We start from the raw sequence: 20,739 nt of genomic DNA on the forward strand, positions 1-20,739 counted from the left end.
CAGAACCCAGGCTCTCAGACCTTTATAAGGGACCCGAAAATGGAATTGGTTGTAAAAAGCGTTAGCCCCGAAACGTTGAAAACCGCCACCCTCGTGGTCGCCATTGGCGAAGGCCGCAAGCTCGGCGTGGCCGCCAAGCAACTCGACGAACTCAGCGGCGGCGCCATCAGCGCAGTGCTCAAGCGCGGCGACCTGGCCGGCAAAGTCGGCCAGAGCCTGCTGCTGCAGAGCCTGCCTAACCTCAAGGCCGACCGCGTATTGCTGGTCGGCGTGGGCAAGGATGCCGAATTGGGCGACCGCCCTTTCCGCAAGATCATCAGCAGCATCCTCGGCACCCTCAAGGGTCTGGGGGGTGGCGACGCCACACTGGCCCTCGACGAAATCGTGGTCAAAGGCCGCGACAGCTACGGCAAGACCCGCCTGCTGGCCGAAACCCTGGTGGACGGCGGCTATATCTTCGACCAGTTCAAGAGTCAGAAAGCCGAACCCCGCGCCCTGAAGAAAATCACCCTGCTGACCATCAAGGCCGCGCAGGCTGAAGTCCAGCGCGCCGTGACCCACGCCACTGCAATTGCCAACGGTATGTCGTTTACCCGCGACCTGGGCAACCTGCCGCCGAATATCTGCCACCCAACCTTCCTGGGCGAGCAGGCCAAGGCATTGGGCAAAGAGTTCAAGGGCCTGAAAGTCGAAGTGTTGGACGAGAAAAAGATCAAGGAACTGGGCATGGGCTCCTTCTATGCCGTGGGCCAGGGCAGCGACCAGCCACCCCGCCTGATCGTGATGCAGTACAACGGCGGCAAGAAGTCCGAGAAGCCTTACGCCCTGGTCGGCAAAGGCATCACGTTCGACACCGGCGGCATCAGCCTCAAGCCGGGCGCCGGCATGGATGAGATGAAGTACGACATGGGCGGCGCCGCGAGCGTGTTCGGCACCCTGCGTGCCGTGCTGGAACTCAAGCTGCCGATCAACCTGGTGTGCATCCTGGCCTGCGCCGAGAACATGCCGAGCGGCGGCGCTGCACGCCCAGGTGACATCGTCACCACCATGAGCGGCCAGACCGTCGAGATCCTCAACACCGACGCCGAAGGCCGCCTGGTGCTGTGTGACGCCCTGACCTACGCCGAGCGCTTCAAGCCGCAAGCCGTGATCGACATCGCCACCCTGACCGGTGCGTGCATTGTTGCCCTGGGCTCCCACACATCGGGCCTGCTGGGCAACAGCGACGAATTGATCGAGCAACTGCTCAGCGCCGGCAAGGCTGCCGACGACCGCGCCTGGCAACTGCCGCTGTTCGATGAGTACCAGGAACAGCTGGACAGCCCGTTCGCCGACATCGCCAACATCGGCGGCCCGAAAGCCGGCACGATCACGGCGGCCTGCTTCCTGTCGCGCTTTGCCAAGAACTTCAACTGGGCGCACCTGGACATCGCCGGCACCGCGTGGACCAGCGGCGGCAAGGACAAGGGCGCCACTGGCCGCCCGGTACCACTGCTGACCCAATACCTGCTGGATCGCGCCAAGGCCTGAAACTGAAGATGCCGGGGCGGCCCTCACACCGCCCCGGCCTCAGGAACCGCAATGACCCAAGTCGACTTCTATATATTGCCCAGCGCCGACCCGCTCGCGCGCCTGGACTTTGCCTGCAAACTCACCGAAAAAGCCTGGCGCATGGGCCACCGCATCTACCTGCATTGCAGCGATAGCGCCCAACGCGACGAACTCGACGCCCGCCTGTGGCGCTTCAAGGGTGAAAGCTTCGTACCCCATGGCCCTGCCGAATCCGAACCCGAAGGCCTGGTAGTACTGGGTTTGGGCGACAGCTGCGGCGATCACCATGACCTGCTGGTCAACCTGGACCTTAAAGTACCGCCCTTCGCCAAGGCGTTCGCCCGTGTGGCGGAAGTGGTGGTGGAAGATCCGGCTATTCGTCAGGCCGCGCGGGAGAGTTTCCGTTTCTACCGCGAACAGGGCTATCCTTTGCAAGATCACCGGCTACAACGACTTTGAGCACACGATGGACACTTCCAACCCTGTAAAAAAAGATGACCACCTGCTGGATGACCTTGAGTCGATCCGTCAGTTGCTGGGTGATGATGGCTTGCAACCGCCGCTGCTGACCGAATCGGTCGACGGCGAGGTACAGATTCCGTTGCTATTTGACATGGTGGGCGGCAAACCCACCCCGGCCCCGGTCGAACCGCCCGTCGTAGCCGCTGCACCCGTTGCGGCCGCCGCCGAGAAAACGCCTGACGCCCTGCTGCTGCACCTGGACAACGAACTGCGCGCCGCCGCGCAATTGATCATGCAAGACGTGATCGACGACTTTGCCCCGCACATCGAAACCGAGATCAAGCGCCGGATGGATGCGCGCATGGAGCGGTTGCTCAGCCAATACCAGTCCTAAGCCACACATAGATCCAATGTGGGAGGGGCAAGCCCCCTCCCACATTTGCCCCCATACACCCCAAGCCCGTCTTCGCCTCCTCGCCCTGCGCCCTATCCCCCGTTATACTTGCCGGCTTTCCTGAATAAATGCCAACTAGGGTCCCGCCGCGCATGGATAAGACCTACCAGCCGCACGCTATTGAAACTTCCTGGTACAACACCTGGGAGTCCGAGAACTATTTCGCTCCGCAAGGTGCGGGCGAGTCCTACACCATCATGATTCCGCCACCGAACGTCACTGGCAGCCTGCACATGGGCCATGGCTTCAACAATGCGATCATGGATGCGTTGATCCGTTTCCGCCGCATGCAGGGCCGCAATACCCTGTGGCAACCAGGCACCGACCACGCGGGTATCGCCACCCAGATGCTGGTCGAGCGTCAACTCGAAGCCACCGGCCAGAGCCGCCACGACCTGGGTCGTGAGAAATTCCTGGAAAAGATCTGGGAATGGAAAGACCAGTCCGGTGGCAATATCAGCCGTCAGATCCGTCGCCTGGGTTCGTCCGTCGACTGGAGCCGCGAGCGCTTCACCATGGACGACGGCCTGTCCGAGTCCGTGAAAGAAGCCTTTGTGCGCCTGCATGAAGACGGCCTGATCTACCGCGGCAAGCGCCTGGTCAACTGGGACACCAAGTTGCACACGGCGATTTCCGACCTCGAAGTGGAAAACCACGACGAAAAAGGCTTCCTGTGGAACCTCAAGTACCCGCTGGCCGACGGCGCCAAGACCGCTGAAGGCAACGACTACCTGATCGTCGCCACCACCCGTCCGGAAACCATGCTTGGCGACGCCGCTGTCGCGGTTAACCCGAACGACGAACGCTACCAGGCACTGATCGGCAAGTTCGTTGACCTGCCATTGGTTGGCCGTCGCATCCCGATCATCGCGGACGACTACTGCGACCCTGAATTCGGCACCGGCTGCGTGAAAATCACCCCGGCCCACGATTTCAACGACTACGAAGTCGGCAAGCGCCACAACCTGCCGCTGCTGAACATCTTCGACAAGAATGCCGCCGTACTGCCGGCCTGCCAGGTGTTCAACCTGGATGGCACGCTGAACGACAGCATCGACGGCAAGATCCCGGCTGAATACGCCGGCCTCGACCGTTTTGAAGCACGCAAGCAGATCGTGGCCGCGTTCGACACGGCCGGCCTACTGGTGAGCGTTGACGACCACGGCCTGAAAGTGCCGAAAGGCGACCGTTCCGGCACCGTGATCGAGCCGTGGCTGACCGACCAGTGGTACGTGTCCACCAAGCCGCTGGCTGAACCTGCCATCGCCGCCGTGGAAGATGGCCGTATCCAGTTCGTGCCCAAACAGTACGAAAACATGTACTTCTCGTGGATGCGTGACATCCAGGATTGGTGCATCAGCCGTCAACTGTGGTGGGGCCACCGCATTCCGGCCTGGTACGACGAGTCGGGCAAGGTCTATGTAGGCCGCGACGAAGCCGAAGTGCGTGCCAAGCACAACCTCGGCCCGGACGTAGCGCTGCAACAGGACAACGATGTTCTGGACACCTGGTTCAGCTCGGGCCTGTGGACGTTCTCCACCCTGGGCTGGCCGCAGCAGACCGAATTCCTCAAGAAATTCCACTCCACCGACGTCTTGGTCACCGGTTTCGACATCATTTTCTTCTGGGTTGCCCGGATGATCATGCTGACCATGCATTTGGTGAAGAACGAGGACGGCACGCCGCAGGTTCCGTTCAAGACCGTCTACGTGCATGGCCTGGTACGTGATGGCCAGGGCCAGAAGATGTCCAAGTCCAAGGGCAACGTCCTGGACCCACTGGACATCATCGACGGCATCGACCTGGAAACCCTGGTGCAAAAGCGCACCTCGGGGCTGATGCAGCCGAAACTGGCGAAGAAGATCGAGAAGCAGACCCGCGACGAGTTCGCCGACGGTATCGCCAGCTACGGCACCGACGCCCTGCGTTTCACCTTCTGCTCGCTGGCGTCCACCGGCCGCGACATCAAGTTCGACATGGGCCGCGTCGAAGGCTATCGCAACTTCTGCAACAAGATCTGGAACGCCGCGCGCTACGTGCTGGATAAAGGCGAAGACTGCGGCCAGAACGGTGAAGCCTACGAGCTGAGCCTGGCTGACCGCTGGATCATCTCGCAGCTGCAACGCACCGAAGCCGAAGTAACCCGCCAGCTCGACCAGTTCCGTTTCGACCTGGCGGCCCAGGCCTTGTACGAGTTCATCTGGAACCAGTATTGCGACTGGTACCTGGAACTGTCCAAGCCCGTGCTGTGGGACGAAAACGCGCCGGTCGAACGCCAGCGCGGCACCCGTCGCACCCTGGTGCGTGTGCTGGAAGTGGCCCTGCGCCTGGCGCATCCGTTCATGCCGTTCATCACCGAAGAAATCTGGCAGCGCCTCGCGCCGCTGGCCGGTATCGAAGGCAAGACCATCATGCTGCAGCCTTGGCCGGTGGCCAACGAAGCACGCATCGATGAAGCCGCCGAAAGCGATATCGAATGGCTCAAGACACTGATGCTTGGCACGCGCAACATCCGCGCCGAGATGAACATCGGGCCGGGCAAGCCATTGGCCGTGTTCGTGAAGAACGCCAGTGCCGAAGATCAGCGTCGCCTCAGCGAGAACGACGCGCTGCTCAAGAAGCTGGCGAAGCTGGAGTCGATCACCGTATTGGCTGACGGCGCCGAAGCACCGCTGTCCGCCACCGCACTGGTCGGCGAGATGGAAGTGCTGGTGCCAATGGCCGGCTTGATCGACAAGGGCGCCGAACTGGCCCGCCTCGACAAGGAAATTGCGCGCCTGCAAGGCGAAGTGCAGCGAGTGGGCGGCAAGCTGTCCAACGCGGCGTTCGTCGACAAGGCGCCGGCTGAAGTGATCGACAAAGAACGCGCCAAACTGGCTGAAGCGGAACAGGCTTTGGGCAAGCTGGCGGAGCAACATGCGCGGATTTCCAGCCTGTAAGGCTTGAGCCGTGTGAAAAAAGAGACCTTCGGGTCTCTTTTTTTTGCCCGAAATTCCCCGGTGCCAGGCTGGCAATACACCCCATGTGGGAGGGGCTTGCCCCCGATAGCAGTGTGTCAGCAACCTACAAATTGGCGGGTACACCGCCATCGGGGGCAAGCCCCCTCCCACATTTGACCGAGTTATCCTCGGGAATGTGTGACAATGGCCGCCACTTTGAGCCAACACCAGAATCATCATGACCACCCCCAGCACGCCCAAGCCTCCACGCAAGAAGCCTAAAACCGCCGCCACGGCCAAACCCGTCGCGCCGCGCAAGGAGGCCACCCTGCACCCGCGCAACCGCCACACAGGCCGTTACGACTTCCCGGCGCTGATCAAGACCACGCCGGAACTGGCGAAATTCGTGATCCTCAACCCTTACGGCAAGGAAAGCATCGACTTCGCCAGCCCGGATGCGGTGCGGGTGTTCAACCGGGCGCTGCTCAAGTCGTTCTATGGCATCCAGCATTGGGATATCCCGCAGGACTACCTGTGCCCGCCGGTGCCGGGGCGTGCCGACTACGTGCACTTCCTCGCCGACCTGCTGGCCAGCGTCAACGACGGCAAGATTCCCCGTGGTTCCATCGTCAAGGTGCTGGACATCGGCATGGGCGCGAACTGCGTCTACCCGCTGATTGGCTACATGGAATACCGCTGGAACTTCCTCGGCTCCGAGGTTGACCCTATCGCCGTCGCGGCGGCCAAGGCCATCGTGCAGTCCAACGACCTGAGCAAGGTCATCCAGTTGCGCCAGCAAGCAAATCCCAAGCACATCCTGCTAGGCCTGCTGGAGCCGGGCGAGCGTTTTGACCTGACCATGTGCAACCCGCCGTTCCATGCGTCCATGGACGAAGCCACCAAAGGCAGCGAACGCAAGTGGCGCGCCCTGGGCAAGGCGGATCCCAAGCGCAAATTGCCGGTGCTGAACTTCGGTGGCCAGTCGGCCGAGTTGTGGTGTGAAGGTGGTGAAGCGCGTTTTGTGACGCAGTTGATCGCCGAAAGCGCGAATTTTGCTCATAAAGTGCTGTGGTTCAGCACCTTGGTGTCAAAAGCGTCGAACTTGCCCGCGATTGAAACAGCCCTGAAAAAAGCCGGCGTGCTGGAAAGCCAGGTAGTGGAAATGTCCCAGGGCCAGAAGCAAAGCCGCTTCGTGGCCTGGACCTTCCAGACCAAGAACGAGCAGCAGATCTGGCGCCAGCGCTGGGTCCGCGACTAAATCGCAGGCAACAAAAAACCGCGCCCGGATCACTCCGGAGCGCGGTTTTTTTTGCTGCGTCTTACTTGTTAACAGCGTCGGTCAGGCCTTTGGCCACAACCAGCTTGATAACTTTCTTGGCAGCGATTTCGATGGCAGCGCCAGTCGAAGGGTTACGGCCAGTACGGGCTGGACGCTCAGTCACTTTCAGTTTGCCAACGCCTGGCAGAGTGATTTCGCCGCCGTTTTCCAGCTGATCAGCAACAACTTGGCTCAGTTGGTCCAGCAGAGCGCGCACGGTAGTTTTCGGTGCGTCTACCGATTCAGCCAGGTCAGCGATCAGTTGGTCTTTAGTAATAGCCATTGTGGTGTTCCTTCCCTATCAAATTCATATGGATTGCAGAGTGCAGTGTCAGCCGTCGAGCCCGACCGTCTAGGCCTGGCACCCCAGGCTTATAACCTCGGAGAACGGGGTTATAGATGCTTGAAACGGGGATTGGTTCGACCTGACAGATGCTGAATGCACGCTTAACGCCGAGACTTGGCGTAAGACGGGGCAAAACTAGCACAGAGACGGGGAAATATCCGCCTCTACCTACCCATTTGGTCAGCTTTATCGCTCTAAACCGTGAAAAAAAGGCATATGCAATGTCAGACGGCGGTCAAAACCGCCTTCGAGGCGTGTCTTGACCAATGGGTGCGGTACACTGGGCGACTTTTCGGGGAGGCCAACCGCTCCCCTTCAACCAGCCGAGAAGCCCATGCCGATCCGTCATTGCATCGTCCACCTGATCGACAAAAAACCCGACGGCACGCCCGCAGTTCTCCACGCCCGCGACTCGGAGCTGTCCGAATCCGCTGCCATCGAGAACATGCTTGCCGACCTCAACGAGAGCTACAACGCCAAACAGGGCAAGGCCTGGGGTTTCTTCCATGCCGAGTCCGGCGCGCACCCGTTCAGCGGCTGGTTGAAGGAATATTTCGAGGGTGGCCAGGATTTCACCACCTTCAGCCGCACCGCCGTCGAGCACCTGCAAAAGCTGATGGAAGAGTCCAACCTCTCCACCGGCGGCCACGTGCTGTTCGCCCACTACCAGCAAGGCATGACCGATTACCTCGCCATCGCCCTGCTGCACCACAGCGAAGGCGTGGCGGTGACCGACGAACTGGACGTGACCCCGTCGCGTCACCTGGACCTGGGCCAACTGCACCTGGCGGCGCGCATCAACGTCTCCGAGTGGCAGAACAACAAGCAGTCCAAGCAGTACATCTCGTTTATCAAAGGCAAGAATGGCAAAAAGGTCTCGGAGTACTTCCGCGATTTTATTGGCTGCCAGGAAGGCGTCGACGGCCCAGGCGAAACCCGCACGCTGCTCAAGGCCTTCAGTGACTTCGTCGAAAGCGAAGACCTGCCGGACGAGTCCGCCCGCGAAAAAACCAAGACCCTGGTGGACTACGCCAGCAGCCAGGCCAAGCTCGGCGAGCCCATGGGCCTGGAAGAATTGTCGGGCCTGATCGATGAAGATCGGCCAAAAGCGTTCTACGACCATATCCGCAACAAGGACTACGGCCTGTCGCCGGAAATCCCGGCCGATAAGCGCACCCTCAACCAGTTCCGCCGTTTCACCGGGCGCGCCGAGGGTTTGTCCATCAGCTTTGAAGCGCACCTGCTGGGCGACAAGATCGAATACGACGAGGCCGCCGGCACCTTGATCATCAAGGGTCTGCCCACCCAACTGACCGACCAGCTCAAGCGCCGTAACTGATGCTCGGCGGGGTCCTTAAAAAAGTCCTGCTGGTGTTGCTGGTGGTTGTAGTGATCCAGAACTGGGGCAAGATCGAGCGCATCTTCAACCCTTCGCAGGTGGTTTCAGAACAGCTCCGCACCTCGGCGCGGGTGGTGCTCTATGCCACCGAGTGGTGTGGTTACTGCAAGCAGATCCGCCGCTTTCTGGATCAGAAAGGCATTCCGTACCAGGCGTTCGACATCGAGAAGGACGCCCAGGCGCGCAAGGCGTATGAGGCGTTGGGTGGCGGTGGGATTCCGTTTGTGCAGGTGAATGGGACGTTGATCCGGGATTTCAATCCCGACGCGATCATGGCTGCGCTTAAATAATCAGCGCACCACGATCACCCGCCCCAACAGGCTGTGCTGCTCAAACCCCAGCACCGCCTGCAACGCATTCAGTACTGCCTGCGGGTCTTTGCTCGGGAAGCTGCCGCTGACGCGTTTGGCGCCCAGCTCTTCGTTGAGCAACAGGATGCGGCCGGGGTAGTAACGCCCCAGATCCTTCACTACATCGGCCAGCGGCGCCTTGTAGTAATTGAGCCAGCCGTCGCGCCAGGCCAGGCGGGATTCGCTGTCCACACCATGCATCGGCTCGGCAATGCCATCGGCGTAGGCCACTTGCTGGCCGGCCGTCAAAATCTGCTGCGGGCCCTGTTTCGACGGGGTCACACCGACGCGCCCCGACAACACCGTCACTTGCGCCCCCGCCGGTTGCAGGCGCACTTCGAATTGCGTGCCAAGCACCCGCGCTTCACCGCTGCCCGCCTCCACCACAAAGGATTCGCCGGTGTGGGTCACGCTGAAAAAACCGGCACCACGCCGCAACTGGATATGCCGCTCGCCCTGGCTGAAATCCACGGCAATCGCGCTGTCGGCGTCGAGGGTGACTTTGGATTGATCGACCAGGGTGATGGTCTTCACCTCCCCCGGCGCAGTCACGTAATCAGCGCCAATGTCGTCGACCCAACGAGACGGCTGCCAACCGGCGCCCATGGACACCATCAACAGCAGGCAAGCAGCCATGGCCAGGGCGCCGGACCAGCGCACTACACGCGAACGTTTGGAGGTGTTCATCGCGTTGAGATAGCCCTGCAACGCCAGGGCGTCTTCGTCGGCGAGTTTGCGTGCGGGCACTTCGCTCAACTCCCACAGCACCTGGGCCTGGGCGTAGGCCTCGACGTGTGCCGGGTCGGCGCGCAGCCAGTGGCTGAACGTCGTCTGGTCGCCGCTGCTCGGCTGATCGTGCAACAGGCTCAGCCAGGCCAGCGCGGCGTGTTGCTGGTCGGGCGTGGGGGTGACGTTCACGGTGCTTTCCCTGGCGTGCGTGGAGGCAATGGGTCGCGAAGGCTGGCCTTGCAGGCTTCGAGGGCACGCATCATATGTTTTTCCACGGCACTTTGGGACAACCCCATGGCCTTTGCGATTTCCGCGTATTTGCGGCCATGGATGCGGTTGAGCAGGAAAATCTGCCGCGTGCGTTCGGGCAGGCTGCGCAAGGCCGCTTCGACATGGCGCAGATCGTTGCCCGCCTCCAGCGCGGCCTGGGGTTCGCAGCCCTGGTTATCCTGCTGCTCGGGCAACCAGCCTTCGCTGCTGCGCACCCGTGCGCCTTCGCTGCGCAGATGGTCGATGGCGATATTGCCGGCGCAGCGCAGCAGGTAGGTGCTGAGCTCTTCGACCTGCACCAGCGGCCGGCGCCAGAAGCGCAGGAACAGGTCCTGCACCAGGTCAGCCGCCGTGGCGCGGCAGCCGACGCGGCGGCTCACCAAGGCTTCCATCTGCGAACGCTGGGACAGAAACACCTGCAGAAAATGCGCACGCCCACCCGTCGCATCAGTGTGCGGGCTGTCCTGGGATTCGGGTGGGGTACTGATCATCATGGCAAGGGCTCAGAGGGTGGCGAAGGCCGCAACGGGGCTGGCCAGCAGGCCGACGCCCGCCAGAATCAAGGCCAGCCTTGGCCGATACGGCAACAACAGCACCAGCAACAGGGCGCTGAGCATCAATACGGCGCACCACTGCACCAATCCCTCACCCCAACCAGCCACACTCACGGCGGGCCAGAGCGCGACGGCAAGCAGCGACCATCCGGCCACACGCAACCCCAGGCGTCGACGGGGCGAGGGCTTGCTGTGCAGCAGTTCGCCGTGATGCCGGTCGGTGGCCAGGCACAGCGCGGTAAACCCGGCGTAGCACATCAGCAGCGCGAGGAGCATTCAGTTGGCCTCTTGCTTGAGGTTGAGCGCACGCGCCCGTCCAGCCTTGGGTTGCGCTGCCGTGCGGTGCTGCATCTTCCAGGCGGCCCAGGCGAGGAACACGCCGCTGCCCAGGCAAGTCAGGTCGAAGCCGGCCATCGCCCAGTCGCCACTGGCCAGGGACACGCCCAAATGGTGATCGGTGGTGATTGCGTTGAGCAGTGGCACGGCGACAAACATCAGCGCACCGACGCTCAATTGCTCGATCCACCCCTGGCGGCCGCGACGCACAATGGCGTGCATCAGGCTCAGGCCCCAGGCGATGAAGAACGCCTGCACTTCCCAATCGGAGCGATCGGCGAAGCTCACCGGCAGCAGACGGTTGGCCCAGAAGAACGCCGCAATGGCGATCAGCAGCCCGGACATGCTGGCGATATTGAGCACTTCCACCAGTCGCAGCTCAAAGGGCATCACACCGCTCCTGGCATGTTTGAGTTGGCGCTTGCCGAGCCAGATCACCAGCCCGGTGCCGATCATCGCCGTGCCCGCCAGGCCGCAGATAAAGTACAACCAACGCAGCACCGGCCCGGCAAAATGGCCCATGTGCAGGCCGTAGAAACTGCCGCCGACAATCGCGACCAACGATGGCCCGTCGCTGGCGCGCAACAGTTCGCCGGCGTGTCCGTTGAAGGACACGATGCTGTCGAATTCATGCACCACGCTGTCGGAACCTGCGCGGAACACATTGACCGACGCGTTGACATCACTGGGGTTGTTCACCCCGATGCGCCCCACGTGGCCGCCGTCCCAGTGCGCCCGCGCTTGCTCGTACATCGGCAGCAACGGCGCCAGTTCGCCCGGCTGGCCCGACGCCGGCGCATTGTTGGTCGCGGGGAATATTTCGTTGAAGAACGCACGGGTGTCGTTGCCATAGGAGGCCATGATCGGCGCCGGCATCACCATGCTCATAAAGATCACCAGGCTGCTGTAGGTGATCATCAGGTGAAACGGCAGCACCAGCACACCCACCGCGTTATGCCCGTCGAGCCAGGAGCGCTGGCCTTTGCGGGGGCGGAAGGTGAAGAAGTCCTTGAAGATTTTCTTGTGGGTGATGATGCCCGTGATCAGCGCCACGAACATCACCATCGCAGCGATGGTGGACAGCCAGCGGCCCCAGGGATGAGGCATTTGCAGCTGGAAGTGGAAACGGTAGAAGAAATCCCCGCCCATGCTTTCGCGGGCCTCTACGGCTTGGCCGCTGACGGGATCAAGGGTTTTGCGCATGAAATTGCCGCGCCGGCCAGGGTCGACCTTGTCTTGCCACATGACCGACAGGCCAGGGTCGCGACTGTCCGGCAGGGCGATAAACCAGCGCGCCGCTGTCGGTGCCACTTGCTGCAGGTAGTGTTGCGCGACGCTCAGGCTGCGCGCATTGTCCAGCGGATGGGCCTGCACCTCGGGTTGCATCCAGTGGGTGATCTCATCCTTGAAGTACGACAGGGTGCCCGTGAGGAAAATGGCAAACAGCAGCCAGCCGAAGATCAAGCCCGCCCAGGTGTGCAACCAGGCCATGGCCTGGCGGAATCCCTCTTTCATGTGCGCGCCATCCACAAGCCTAAGCCCGCCAGCGCGGCAAATGCCGCGCTCGGCAACATCACGCCAAACCAGGCGCGCCACGCCGTACGGCAGGCGAAGCACCAGAGCACCGCCAGCAGATAGAACACAAATGAACTCATCATCCCGGTGATCACGGCATCGGCGCGGGACGTCGGCATCCACAATGCCAGGCAGATGGCGGCGAGCGAGGCCATGAGGTAGCCGCCGACCACGGCGGCCAGCACGCGGGACGTGACAGCCAGGCGGTACAGCGCGGGAAGTGAAGTTTTGCTTTTCATGCGGGAGGCGCCAGGTTCATCAGCGCGCAATATTAATGATAAATATTCTCATAAGCAAAACAGAACGGATGAATCACCTGCCCTGACGGATTGCCGAACGGTGTCACGAGCCATACAATGCGAACAATTCTTGTTCTCTAAAGCATGCCGATGCTTGTGGAGTGTTTGCGTTGAGCCCGTCCAACACCGTCGAAGTTCTGTACAACGACCATCACCACTGGCTCACCGGCTGGTTGCGACGCAAGCTCGGCTGCCCGGAAAGTGCTGCCGACCTGGCGCAAGATACGTTCATCCGTGTACTCACCGCACGGGAAACGCCCCCGCTGGTCGAGCCGCGCGCGTTTCTCACCACTATCGCCAAGCGCGTGCTGTTCAACTTCTACCGCCGTCAGGACCTGGAGCGCGCCTACCTCGACGCCCTGGCGCAGATGCCCGAACACGTGGCACCGTCGGAAGAAGAACGCGCAATCATCCTGCAAACCCTGATCGAACTGGACCAATTGCTCGACGGCCTGCCCACCCAAGTCAAACGCGCCTTCCTGCTGGCCCAACTCGATGGCCTGACCTACGCGCAGATTGGCGCTGAACTGGGCATCTCCATCGCTACCGTCAAACGCCACCTGAATAAAGCGGCCCTGCGCTGCTACTTTGCCCTATGAATTTTTCCACTCAAGTTGCCGAACAGGCCGTGCACTGGCTGATGGAAATGCAGCAAGGCGCACTCAATCCTCGCCAGCAAGCCGCCTGGCAGCGCTGGCTGAATGCCCACAGTGAGCACCAGCGCGCCTGGGACCATATTCAGCGCGTCAACCAGCGCCTGCGCGGCATGCCCTCGCCCCTGGCCCATGCCGCATTGAACGCGCCGACCTCCACCAGCCGGCGCCAGGCGCTCAAGCTGCTGCTGATCCTCGGCGCGGGCTCGGCCGCCGCCTGGAGCCTGCGCCAGCAACATATTCTGCCGCCCCTGACCGCCGACTACCGCAGCCCCGTGGGCCAGCGACGCAAGGTGCAATTGGCCGACGGCAGCCAGTTGCAGCTCAACACCGGCAGCGCGGTGGATGTGCATTTCGATGGCCAGCAGCGACTGATCCGCCTGCTCGAAGGCGAGATCATGCTGAGCGGCAGCGCCGGCAACGCCCCTTTGCGCGTCCTTACCGGCCAGGGCCTGCTCAGCAGCCAGACGGCGCAACTGAACGTGCGCCAGTTCAATGACCACACCCAGTTGGCGGTGCTCGACGGCCAGGTCGAGGTGATGCCCAACACTTACAGCGGCCTGCCGTTGAGCGTCGAGGCCGCGCATCAAGTCAACTTCACCCGCAAAGGCTGGGATACCCCGCGCCCCACCGACGCCAACAGCGGCGCGTGGGCCGACGGTATGTTGGTGGCCGCCCATATGCGCCTGGAGGACTTCCTCGACGAACTGGGCCGCTATCGTCGCGGCCAGGTCAATTGCGACCCGCAGGTGGCCAACCTGCTGATCTCCGGCAGCTACCCGCTGGACGACAGCGAACGCATTCTTGACCTTCTGGAAGTCAGCCTGCCGGTCAAAGTGCGGCGCTTTACCCGCTACTGGGTGACGGTCCAGGCGCGCGCCTGAAATTATTTTGCAAACCTGTGAGCCGTTTTCCACCCCTCGCGTGACAGAGAAGGAAAGCCACCTTGATCCTTCCTTCTCAGGACCGCTCTTCATGCCCCAGCAGCCGACCCTAATCGCCCGCACCCTGCGCCATTTGTTACTGGGCGCCAGCCTCAGTTTCGCGGTATTGCCTTCTGTGATGGCGGCCGACGCGAAGCCTTATCACATTGCCCCGACGTCGCTGGAAGCGGCCCTGAACCAGTTTGGTCGCGAAGCCGGCGTGTTGATTTCCTTCGGCTCCGAAGTCACTGCAGGCATGCAGAGTCGTGGGCTTTCTGGCAATTACAGCACCGCCGAAGGCCTGCAAAAACTGCTGGAAGGCACCGGCCTGCAAGCCCGCCCTGAAGGTGACAACGCTTTCAGCCTGCAACCGGAAAAAGCTCCGGCTACGGTAGAGCTGGCGACGTCCAGCGTGGTCGGCGACTGGCTCGGCGACGCGGCACAGACCAATGTGTTCGAACATCCCGGCGCCCGTGATGTGATCCGCCGCGAAGCATTCGAACGCCAGGGCGCCACCCAGGCCAAGGACGTGCTCAACCGCATCCCCGGCGTCAACGCCCCGGACAACAACGGCACCGGCAGCCACGACATGGCGCTGAACTTCGGCATTCGTGGCCTCAACCCGCGCCTGGCGTCGCGCTCGACCGTGCTGATGGACGGCATCCCGGTGCCCTTCGCGCCGTATGGCCAGCCGCAACTGTCCTTCGCGCCGATCAGCATGGGCAACATGGACGCGGTGGACGTGGTGCGCGGCGGCGGCGCGGTGCGTTACGGCCCGCAGAACGTCGGCGGCGTGGTCAACTTCGTGACCCGCGCGATCCCGGATGCGCCTACGGTCAAAGGCGGCTTGCAGACGGAAACCAGCCCGTCCTCCAGCCACGACGGCTTCAAGACCACCGGCAACCTGCTGGCCGGCGGCACCGCCGAGAATGGCCTGGGCGGCGCGATCCTGTACTCCGGCACACGGGGCGGCGACTGGCGCGAAAACAGCGACACGCGCATCGACGACCTGATCCTCAAGGGCAAATACCAGCTCGACGACGCCAACAGCTTCAACGCCATGGCGCAGTACTACGAAGGCCAGGCCGACATGCCCGGCGGCTTGAACGTGGCGGACTACAAAGCCGACCCGTACCAGTCCACCCGCCCCTACGACAAGTTCTGGGGCCGCCGTACGATGTTCAACGTCGGTTACCGCTACGAGCAGGATCGCCGCGAATTCACCGTGAATACTTTCTTCACCAAGACCCTGCGCAGCGGCTACCTGGACCAGGGCACGTTCCTTTCGCTGTCGCCACGCGAATATTGGGTACGCGGCCTGGAAACCCGCTTCGCCCAGGGTTTTGACCTGGGCCCGACCAGCCATGAAGTCGGCGTCGGCTACCGCTATATCAACGAAGCCGGGCATGAACTGCGCTACCGCACGCCGATTTCGGCCAACAACCAGCAAATCCCCAGCACCGACAGCCGCAACGACCGCGACACCCGTGGTGGCACCGAGGCCAATGCTTTTTTCGTCGATGACCGGATTGATATCGGCAAGTGGACGATCACCCCGGGCATTCGCTACGAGATGATCGAGTCCCAGCAGAGCAACAACCTGACCAACGTCCAATACAAGGGTGACTACAACACCGCGCTGCCGGCGTTGAACGTGCTCTATCACCTCACCGACAGCTGGAACCTATACGCCAATACCGAAGGTTCGTTCGGCAGTGTGCAATACAGCCAGATGCCCAACCGCGTCACCAGCGGTGAAGTCAAACCGGAAAAAGCCCGCACCTGGGAACTCGGCACCCGCTACGACGACGGCACCTTGCGCGCAGAGATCGGCGCGTTCCTGATCAACTTCGACAACCAGTATGAAAGTAACCAGACCAACGACTCGGTAATCGCCCGTGGTGAAACCCGCCACCAGGGCATCGAGACCAGCGTCAACTATGCCCTCGACGGCTTGAGCCCGGCGCTGGCCGGCTTCGATGTGTACGCCACCTACGCCTACGTCGACGCCACCATCCGCGAAGACGGCCCGAACAAAGGCAACCGCGTGCCCTTCTCGTCCAAGCACAAAGGCACCCTCGGCGTGGGCTACACCGAAGGCCGCTGGAAGCTCAACCTGGACAGCAGCTACCAGAGCAGCCAGTTCGCCGACAACGCCAACACCCAGGCCGAAAGCGCCAACGGCGCCAACGGCCGCATCCCCGGCTACATGCTGTTCAGCAGCCGCGCGGGCTACGACTTCGGCCCGCAACTGTCGGATCTGAATGTGGCGGTGGGCGTGAAAAACATCTTCAACACCCAGTACTTCACCCGCTCGTTCGACGACAATAACAAGGGCAAATACGTGGGTGAGCCGCGTACGGTGTATGTGCAGACGTCTATCGCGTTCTGATCAACTGCCCGCCAGGCACGACGGTGTGCCGGCCACCAAGGCGTCGATGGCACAGCGCGTCTTGGCCGGCATATGGGTTGCCGTGGGCCAGATAACATGGATCGGTGAAGGCTGCTCGCGGTAGGCGGGCAATACGGCTTCCAGTTGTCCGCGCAGCACATAGTGCGCAACCAGCCAACTCGGCAACCAGGCCAGGCCCACGCACGCGATAGCGGCGTCGGCCACGGCCTGGAGGTCGTCCATCAGCAGCGGGGAGACCACGCGGGAACGGTGTGGGGTATTGCTGCGGTAGGCGATGCCTCGGTGGCCGGCGAGGTCGTCGATGGACGCAATCGGCCCCACACGCTGCAAATACGCCGGTGCAGCCGCCAGGCACACGGACTGTTCACCCAGGCGTCGCGCGCTCAGGCGATCGGTGTCGGGCAGCGGGCCGATTCGCACGGCCACGTCGAAGCCTTCCTGGGCCAGATCCACCAGCCGGTCCGCGAAGCAGATCTCGATCTCCAGTTCGGGATAACGCGCCATCAAGCCCCACAGAGCGGGCGCCGCGTAGTGATGCCCGAACGCCAGCGGCAAGCTCACCCTCAAGCGTCCGCGTGGTTGTTGGCGGCCACTTTCCAACACCGATTCGGCCGCCTCCAGTTCTGCCAGTGCGCGCAGGCAATGTTCGTAGTAGGCCTGACCGTCTTCGGTGAGCCGTTGGCGACGGGTCGAACGCTGCAACAGGCATGTGCCAAGCCGCGCTTCCAGCCGCGCCAACCCTTTGCCCACCGCCGAGCGCGTGAGATTGAGCCGTTCGGCGGCCTCGGTCAGGTTGCCGCTTTCGACGATCTGCAAAAAGAGTTCAACGCCATCAAATCGTGGTGTGGCCATGCTGTAATTGTCGCCTTTGAGTCCCTTATCCAAAGAAAACTTATCACGAATAAAGAAATGGATTCCCCTGAGAATAAGTCCGTCGTTTATCCACAGGAGAATCCCATGCCACCCGCCGCCACGTTATCGGCCGCCAGCACGCCCAGTCATGCCAGAAACAACCTGGCCCTCACCGCCGTGTGCCTGGTGGCACTGATGTTCGGCCTGGAAATTTCCAGCGTGCCGATCATCTTGCCTACGCTCGAACAGCAACTGGGCACCGGTTTCCAGGACGCCCAATGGATCATGAACGCCTACACCCTGGCGTGCACCAGCGTGCTGATGGCGGCCGGCACCTTGGCCGACCGTTTTGGCCGTCGACGCATGCTGGTGCTGTGCCTGTGGGTATTCGCCCTGGCCTCGCTGGCGTGCGGGTTGGCCGACAGCGCCGCCACGCTGATTGTGGCGCGGTTTGTCCAGGGCATTGGCGGTGGGGCGATGATGATTTGCCAGTTCGCCATCCTGTCGCACCTGTTCCGCGAACCGGCGGCTCGGGCGCGGGCGTTTGCCATATGGGGTGTGATTGCCGGCGTGGGCCTGGGCTTCGGGCCGATGATCGGCGCGTTGATCCTGGCCGTGGCGGATTGGCGCTGGGTGTTCCTGGTGCATGTGCCACTCACGCTGTTCACCTGGGTACTGCTGCGCGTCAGCGTGGAAGAATCCCGCGACCCGGCTGCCCATCGCCTCGATATCGCCGGCATGCTGACGCTGACGCTGTCGGTGTTTGCACTGGTCTACTTCATCACCCAGGGCAGCGAAAATGGCTTTGTGCCGGGTTGGGCGGGCTTGTCGCTGGCTGCGTTGCTGTTGTTTGTCGTGATCGAGCGGCGCAGCGCGCACCCGATGTTCGACTTCGCGGTGTTTCGCATCCGGCGCTTCAATGGCGCATTGATGGGCTCGATTGGCATGAACTTCAGCTTCTGGCCGTTCATGATCTACCTGCCGTTGTACTTCCAGGCCGGCCTGGGTTACGACACGTTGACCACCGGCGCAGCCCTGCTCGCCTACACCTTGCCGACCCTGCTGGTGCCGCCGCTGGCCGAGCGCCTGGCCCTGCGCTACGGCGCCGAACGCATCATCCCTTTGGGCCTGGGCCTGATGGGCCATGGGTTTCTGGCCATGGCCGCCGCCAATATCGCCGAACACCCGAGTATCGGGCTGATACTGGCCAGTTGCGTGATGGCGGGCGTGGGCCTGGCGCTGACCAACTCGCCCACCACCAATACCACCACAGACTCAGTATCGGCCGACCGCGCAGGCATGGCGTCGGGTATCGACCTCAGCGCAAGGCTGATTACCCTGGCAATCAATATCGCGTTGATGGGCTTGGTGGTGTTGCTGGGTATCAGCCATCAACTGGCAGAGGTGATGCCGGCGAGCACTGTATTGGAATGGCCAACCATCAGTCAGGGCATTGCGGCGGGCAAGTTGGAATTGCCAGGGCTGACAGCTAACGATGCCCAGGCGGCACTGCGCAATGGCGCCGGTTGGGCGATGCTGTTCGCGGGGTTGGGGGCTGGCGGACTGGCATTGCTGAGCCGGTATTTTTTCCGACGCAGCTAAACAAAAACGGGCCTGCAAAAGCAGGCCCGTTTGTAGGGGATGAAAAATCGGTCAGCCGTTGATCACAGCGTTTTCGTTTTCCAGGAATTCCTGTTCCAGTGCGTCTTCATTCACTTTGTTGATTGGCTGGTTTTTCCCGGCAGCGCGTGGCTTGCCTTGCAGTCGGCCAAACAGATGTTCCAACGCGTGGTCCAGTTTGGTGGCCGCATTGTCGATCGCCTGTTCCAGGGTATCGCCCTTGGCGGACACCGACAGTGGCTGGTGACCTTTAGGCCGCGCTTCCAAGCGGCAATTCAAATCGTGGGGGCCGGGCTTGTCGCCGTTCTCATCCCGCAGGTAGACCTCAACACGAGTCAGGTCTTCTTCATAACGTTCGAGCGTGCTCTCAATGGTAGTACGTACCCACTCCTCCAGTCGGATGCTGCTTTCAATATGGTTATCGCTATTGACTTGGATTTGCATAGTTCTTCCCTTATTTCAGCTAGCTCGCGAGAGGTCACAACTGCGACACCGGGGTGGTGAAACCATGACCTCTTGATTACACAATTGAGCAGCCAGAGAAACAATTCAACCCCTTTGCAAAGATAAATCCTACATTACAAATTAAGCCTGACGACGAGCAAAAACGCTGTTAGGGTGGGGAGTTAGTTACATCTTCTTACGCTCTGTAAACGTCACAATTGCCCGTCTCCCAACGGGTGCAATCCGCGAAAAATCCCCGCTTCCTCTACCAGCCAGTCATGCACCGCCCGCACGCCCGGATGGCTCAGCGCGCCCGGCGCGTAGAGCAATACGTAACGTTTGTGATTGGGCACGGCCAGGCCGAACGGCACGATCAAGGTGCCGCGCTCCAGCTCATCGTTAAGCAAGGTACGCCGTGCAATGGCCACACCCATGCCGGCGATCGCGGCTTCGATGGTCAGGTGGTTGCGGTTGAAGGTATGGCCGCGGCGAACATCAGCCTGGTGGTAGCCGATAGCGTTCAGGTAAAACTCCCACTCGGCGTACTCATAACTCCCACGCCAGGCGGTGATGTCGTGCAGCAAAGGGAAATGCACCAGGTCGGCCGGGCCGTGCAGCGGCGGGCGGCCGCGCAACAGGCTCGGCGCGCACACCGGAAATATCTGCTCATCCAGCAGGGCTGTGGATAACAGGCCGGGGTAGCTGCCATCGTTCAGGTCGATGGCCAGGTCGAAGTCGCCCTCATGCAGGGCGATGCTGCTGTCCTCGGCGACCATGCGCAACTGGATGTCCGGAAAGCGTTGCTGCAAGCGCGGCAGGCGCGGGGTCAGCCACTTGCCCAGGAACGACGGAATCGAGCGCAGACGCAAGGTGCCGCTGATCATCCCCGCATCCAGCCGCTGCAACTCCGCATCAATGCTGCCGTAAGCCTCCCCCACGGTCGCCGCCAAGCGCTGGCCCTCGGCACTCAGCTCCACTCCCCGAGCCCGTCGATGGAACAGCCGAAAGCCCAAACGCTCCTCCAATTGACGGATTTGCTGGCTCACCGCCCCCGGCGTGATGTGCAGTTCTTCGGCACAACGGGTGAACGACAGATGCCGTGCAGCACAGGAAAACACGTGCAGCCAGACGTAAGTCTGACCATGAAGCGGGCGGGCCATAGGGTTTAGTCCTGCTAAAGGGTGTCTTAGGATAATTCGTTGGTCAGTGCCGATCCAGAGGCTCAGTATCGCGCCAATTGCGCTCGTCCTAC

20 protein-coding genes are annotated in these 20,739 nt (G+C 61.8%); 11 read left to right on the forward strand and 9 right to left on the reverse strand.

Annotated features, from left to right (window positions below; all coding sequences use genetic code 11):
• Window positions 1-39: 39 nt before the first annotated feature.
• From EJD88_RS12580 to rlmF, 5 genes are all read left to right on the forward strand, one after another.
• Entirely contained in the window at window positions 40-1,530 is a 1,491-nt protein-coding gene (locus EJD88_RS12580) for a leucyl aminopeptidase (protein WP_112193625.1), read from the forward strand.
• Window positions 1,531-1,581: 51 nt separating this feature from the next.
• The gene (locus tag EJD88_RS12585) at window positions 1,582-2,010 is read left to right on the forward strand and encodes a DNA polymerase III subunit chi (RefSeq protein ID WP_099585001.1); all 429 of its coding nucleotides are present in this window, start codon (window positions 1,582-1,584) and stop codon (window positions 2,008-2,010) included.
• A 7-nt stretch (window positions 2,011-2,017) separates the two neighbouring features.
• Window positions 2,018-2,407: a DNA polymerase III subunit chi gene (locus EJD88_RS12590; RefSeq protein ID WP_099585000.1), complete on the forward strand. Its 390-nt coding sequence runs from the start codon at window positions 2,018-2,020 to the stop codon at window positions 2,405-2,407.
• A 152-nt stretch (window positions 2,408-2,559) separates the two neighbouring features.
• A complete protein-coding gene (locus tag EJD88_RS12595) occupies window positions 2,560-5,406 on the forward strand; it encodes a valine--tRNA ligase (RefSeq protein ID WP_099584999.1) in 2,847 nt (948 codons plus the stop codon).
• Between the two features lie 238 nt (window positions 5,407-5,644).
• Window positions 5,645-6,664, forward strand: a complete 1,020-nt coding sequence (gene rlmF, locus EJD88_RS12600; protein WP_112193619.1) for a 23S rRNA (adenine(1618)-N(6))-methyltransferase RlmF — start codon at window positions 5,645-5,647, stop codon at window positions 6,662-6,664.
• A gap of 61 nt (window positions 6,665-6,725) precedes the next feature.
• Here rlmF and EJD88_RS12605 read toward each other — a convergent pair whose 3' ends face one another.
• Complete coding sequence (locus EJD88_RS12605; protein ID WP_099584997.1) at window positions 6,726-7,007, reverse strand: HU family DNA-binding protein; 282 nt, start codon at window positions 7,005-7,007, stop codon at window positions 6,726-6,728.
• Window positions 7,008-7,404: 397 nt separating this feature from the next.
• Between EJD88_RS12605 and yejK the strand changes: the two genes are divergently transcribed.
• Both yejK and EJD88_RS12615 read left to right on the forward strand, forming a co-directional pair.
• The gene (gene yejK / locus EJD88_RS12610) at window positions 7,405-8,409 is read left to right on the forward strand and encodes a nucleoid-associated protein YejK (protein WP_032886429.1); all 1,005 of its coding nucleotides are present in this window, start codon (window positions 7,405-7,407) and stop codon (window positions 8,407-8,409) included.
• Entirely contained in the window at window positions 8,409-8,759 is a 351-nt protein-coding gene (locus tag EJD88_RS12615) for a glutaredoxin family protein (protein ID WP_158878101.1), read from the forward strand. Before yejK ends, EJD88_RS12615 begins: the two co-directional genes overlap by 1 nt.
• Here EJD88_RS12615 and EJD88_RS12620 read toward each other — a convergent pair whose 3' ends face one another.
• From EJD88_RS12620 to EJD88_RS12640, 5 genes are read right to left on the reverse strand one after another with little or no spacing between them, the layout of a single operon-like run.
• Window positions 8,760-9,737, reverse strand: a complete 978-nt coding sequence (locus EJD88_RS12620; RefSeq protein WP_158878102.1) for a FecR family protein — start codon at window positions 9,735-9,737, stop codon at window positions 8,760-8,762.
• Complete coding sequence (locus EJD88_RS12625) at window positions 9,734-10,312, reverse strand: RNA polymerase sigma factor (protein ID WP_112193613.1); 579 nt, start codon at window positions 10,310-10,312, stop codon at window positions 9,734-9,736. The genes EJD88_RS12620 and EJD88_RS12625 overlap by 4 nt, the downstream gene beginning before the upstream one ends.
• Window positions 10,313-10,321: 9 nt before the next feature.
• Window positions 10,322-10,648 carry a DUF3325 domain-containing protein gene (locus EJD88_RS12630; RefSeq protein WP_099584993.1) on the reverse strand — a complete coding sequence of 109 codons (327 nt, stop codon included), beginning with the start codon at window positions 10,646-10,648 and terminating at the stop codon, window positions 10,322-10,324.
• A complete protein-coding gene (locus tag EJD88_RS12635) occupies window positions 10,649-12,223 on the reverse strand; it encodes a PepSY domain-containing protein (protein ID WP_158878103.1) in 1,575 nt (524 codons plus the stop codon).
• Window positions 12,220-12,522: a DUF3649 domain-containing protein gene (locus EJD88_RS12640; RefSeq protein ID WP_158878104.1), complete on the reverse strand. Its 303-nt coding sequence runs from the start codon at window positions 12,520-12,522 to the stop codon at window positions 12,220-12,222. Before EJD88_RS12640 ends, EJD88_RS12635 begins: the two co-directional genes overlap by 4 nt.
• Before the next feature lie 170 nt (window positions 12,523-12,692).
• On the opposite strand from EJD88_RS12640, the gene EJD88_RS12645 reads away from it, so the two are divergent.
• The 3 genes from EJD88_RS12645 (at window position 12,693) to fecA (ending at window position 16,550) form a co-directional block, all read left to right on the forward strand.
• Window positions 12,693-13,181: a sigma-70 family RNA polymerase sigma factor gene (locus tag EJD88_RS12645; RefSeq protein ID WP_158878105.1), complete on the forward strand. Its 489-nt coding sequence runs from the start codon at window positions 12,693-12,695 to the stop codon at window positions 13,179-13,181.
• On the forward strand, window positions 13,178-14,119 hold the full coding sequence (locus EJD88_RS12650; protein WP_158878106.1) for a FecR domain-containing protein: 942 nt from the start codon (window positions 13,178-13,180) through the stop codon (window positions 14,117-14,119). The genes EJD88_RS12645 and EJD88_RS12650 overlap by 4 nt, the downstream gene beginning before the upstream one ends.
• Before the next feature lie 91 nt (window positions 14,120-14,210).
• On the forward strand, window positions 14,211-16,550 hold the full coding sequence (fecA, locus tag EJD88_RS12655; RefSeq protein WP_158878107.1) for a TonB-dependent Fe(3+) dicitrate receptor FecA: 2,340 nt from the start codon (window positions 14,211-14,213) through the stop codon (window positions 16,548-16,550).
• Here fecA and EJD88_RS12660 read toward each other — a convergent pair whose 3' ends face one another.
• A complete protein-coding gene (locus tag EJD88_RS12660; protein WP_158878108.1) occupies window positions 16,551-17,423 on the reverse strand; it encodes a LysR family transcriptional regulator in 873 nt (290 codons plus the stop codon).
• A gap of 105 nt (window positions 17,424-17,528) precedes the next feature.
• Here EJD88_RS12660 and EJD88_RS12665 point away from each other — a divergent pair, with 105 nt between their 5' ends.
• On the forward strand, window positions 17,529-19,025 hold the full coding sequence (locus tag EJD88_RS12665) for an MFS transporter (protein WP_158878109.1): 1,497 nt from the start codon (window positions 17,529-17,531) through the stop codon (window positions 19,023-19,025).
• 51 nt (window positions 19,026-19,076) lie between these two features.
• Here the strand turns inward: EJD88_RS12665 and EJD88_RS12670 are convergent, their stop codons facing one another.
• Together EJD88_RS12670 and EJD88_RS12675 are read right to left on the reverse strand one after the other, a co-directional pair.
• Window positions 19,077-19,487, reverse strand: a complete 411-nt coding sequence (locus EJD88_RS12670; protein ID WP_158878110.1) for an HPF/RaiA family ribosome-associated protein — start codon at window positions 19,485-19,487, stop codon at window positions 19,077-19,079.
• Between the two features lie 212 nt (window positions 19,488-19,699).
• Complete coding sequence (locus EJD88_RS12675) at window positions 19,700-20,647, reverse strand: LysR substrate-binding domain-containing protein (protein WP_112193601.1); 948 nt, start codon at window positions 20,645-20,647, stop codon at window positions 19,700-19,702.
• Window positions 20,648-20,739: the final 92 nt, after the last annotated feature.

Origin of the sequence: Pseudomonas sp. PB105, assembly GCF_009764655.1 — a bacterium.
In the GTDB taxonomy this organism is placed as follows: Bacteria; Pseudomonadota; Gammaproteobacteria; order Pseudomonadales; family Pseudomonadaceae; genus Aquipseudomonas; species Aquipseudomonas cyclaminis.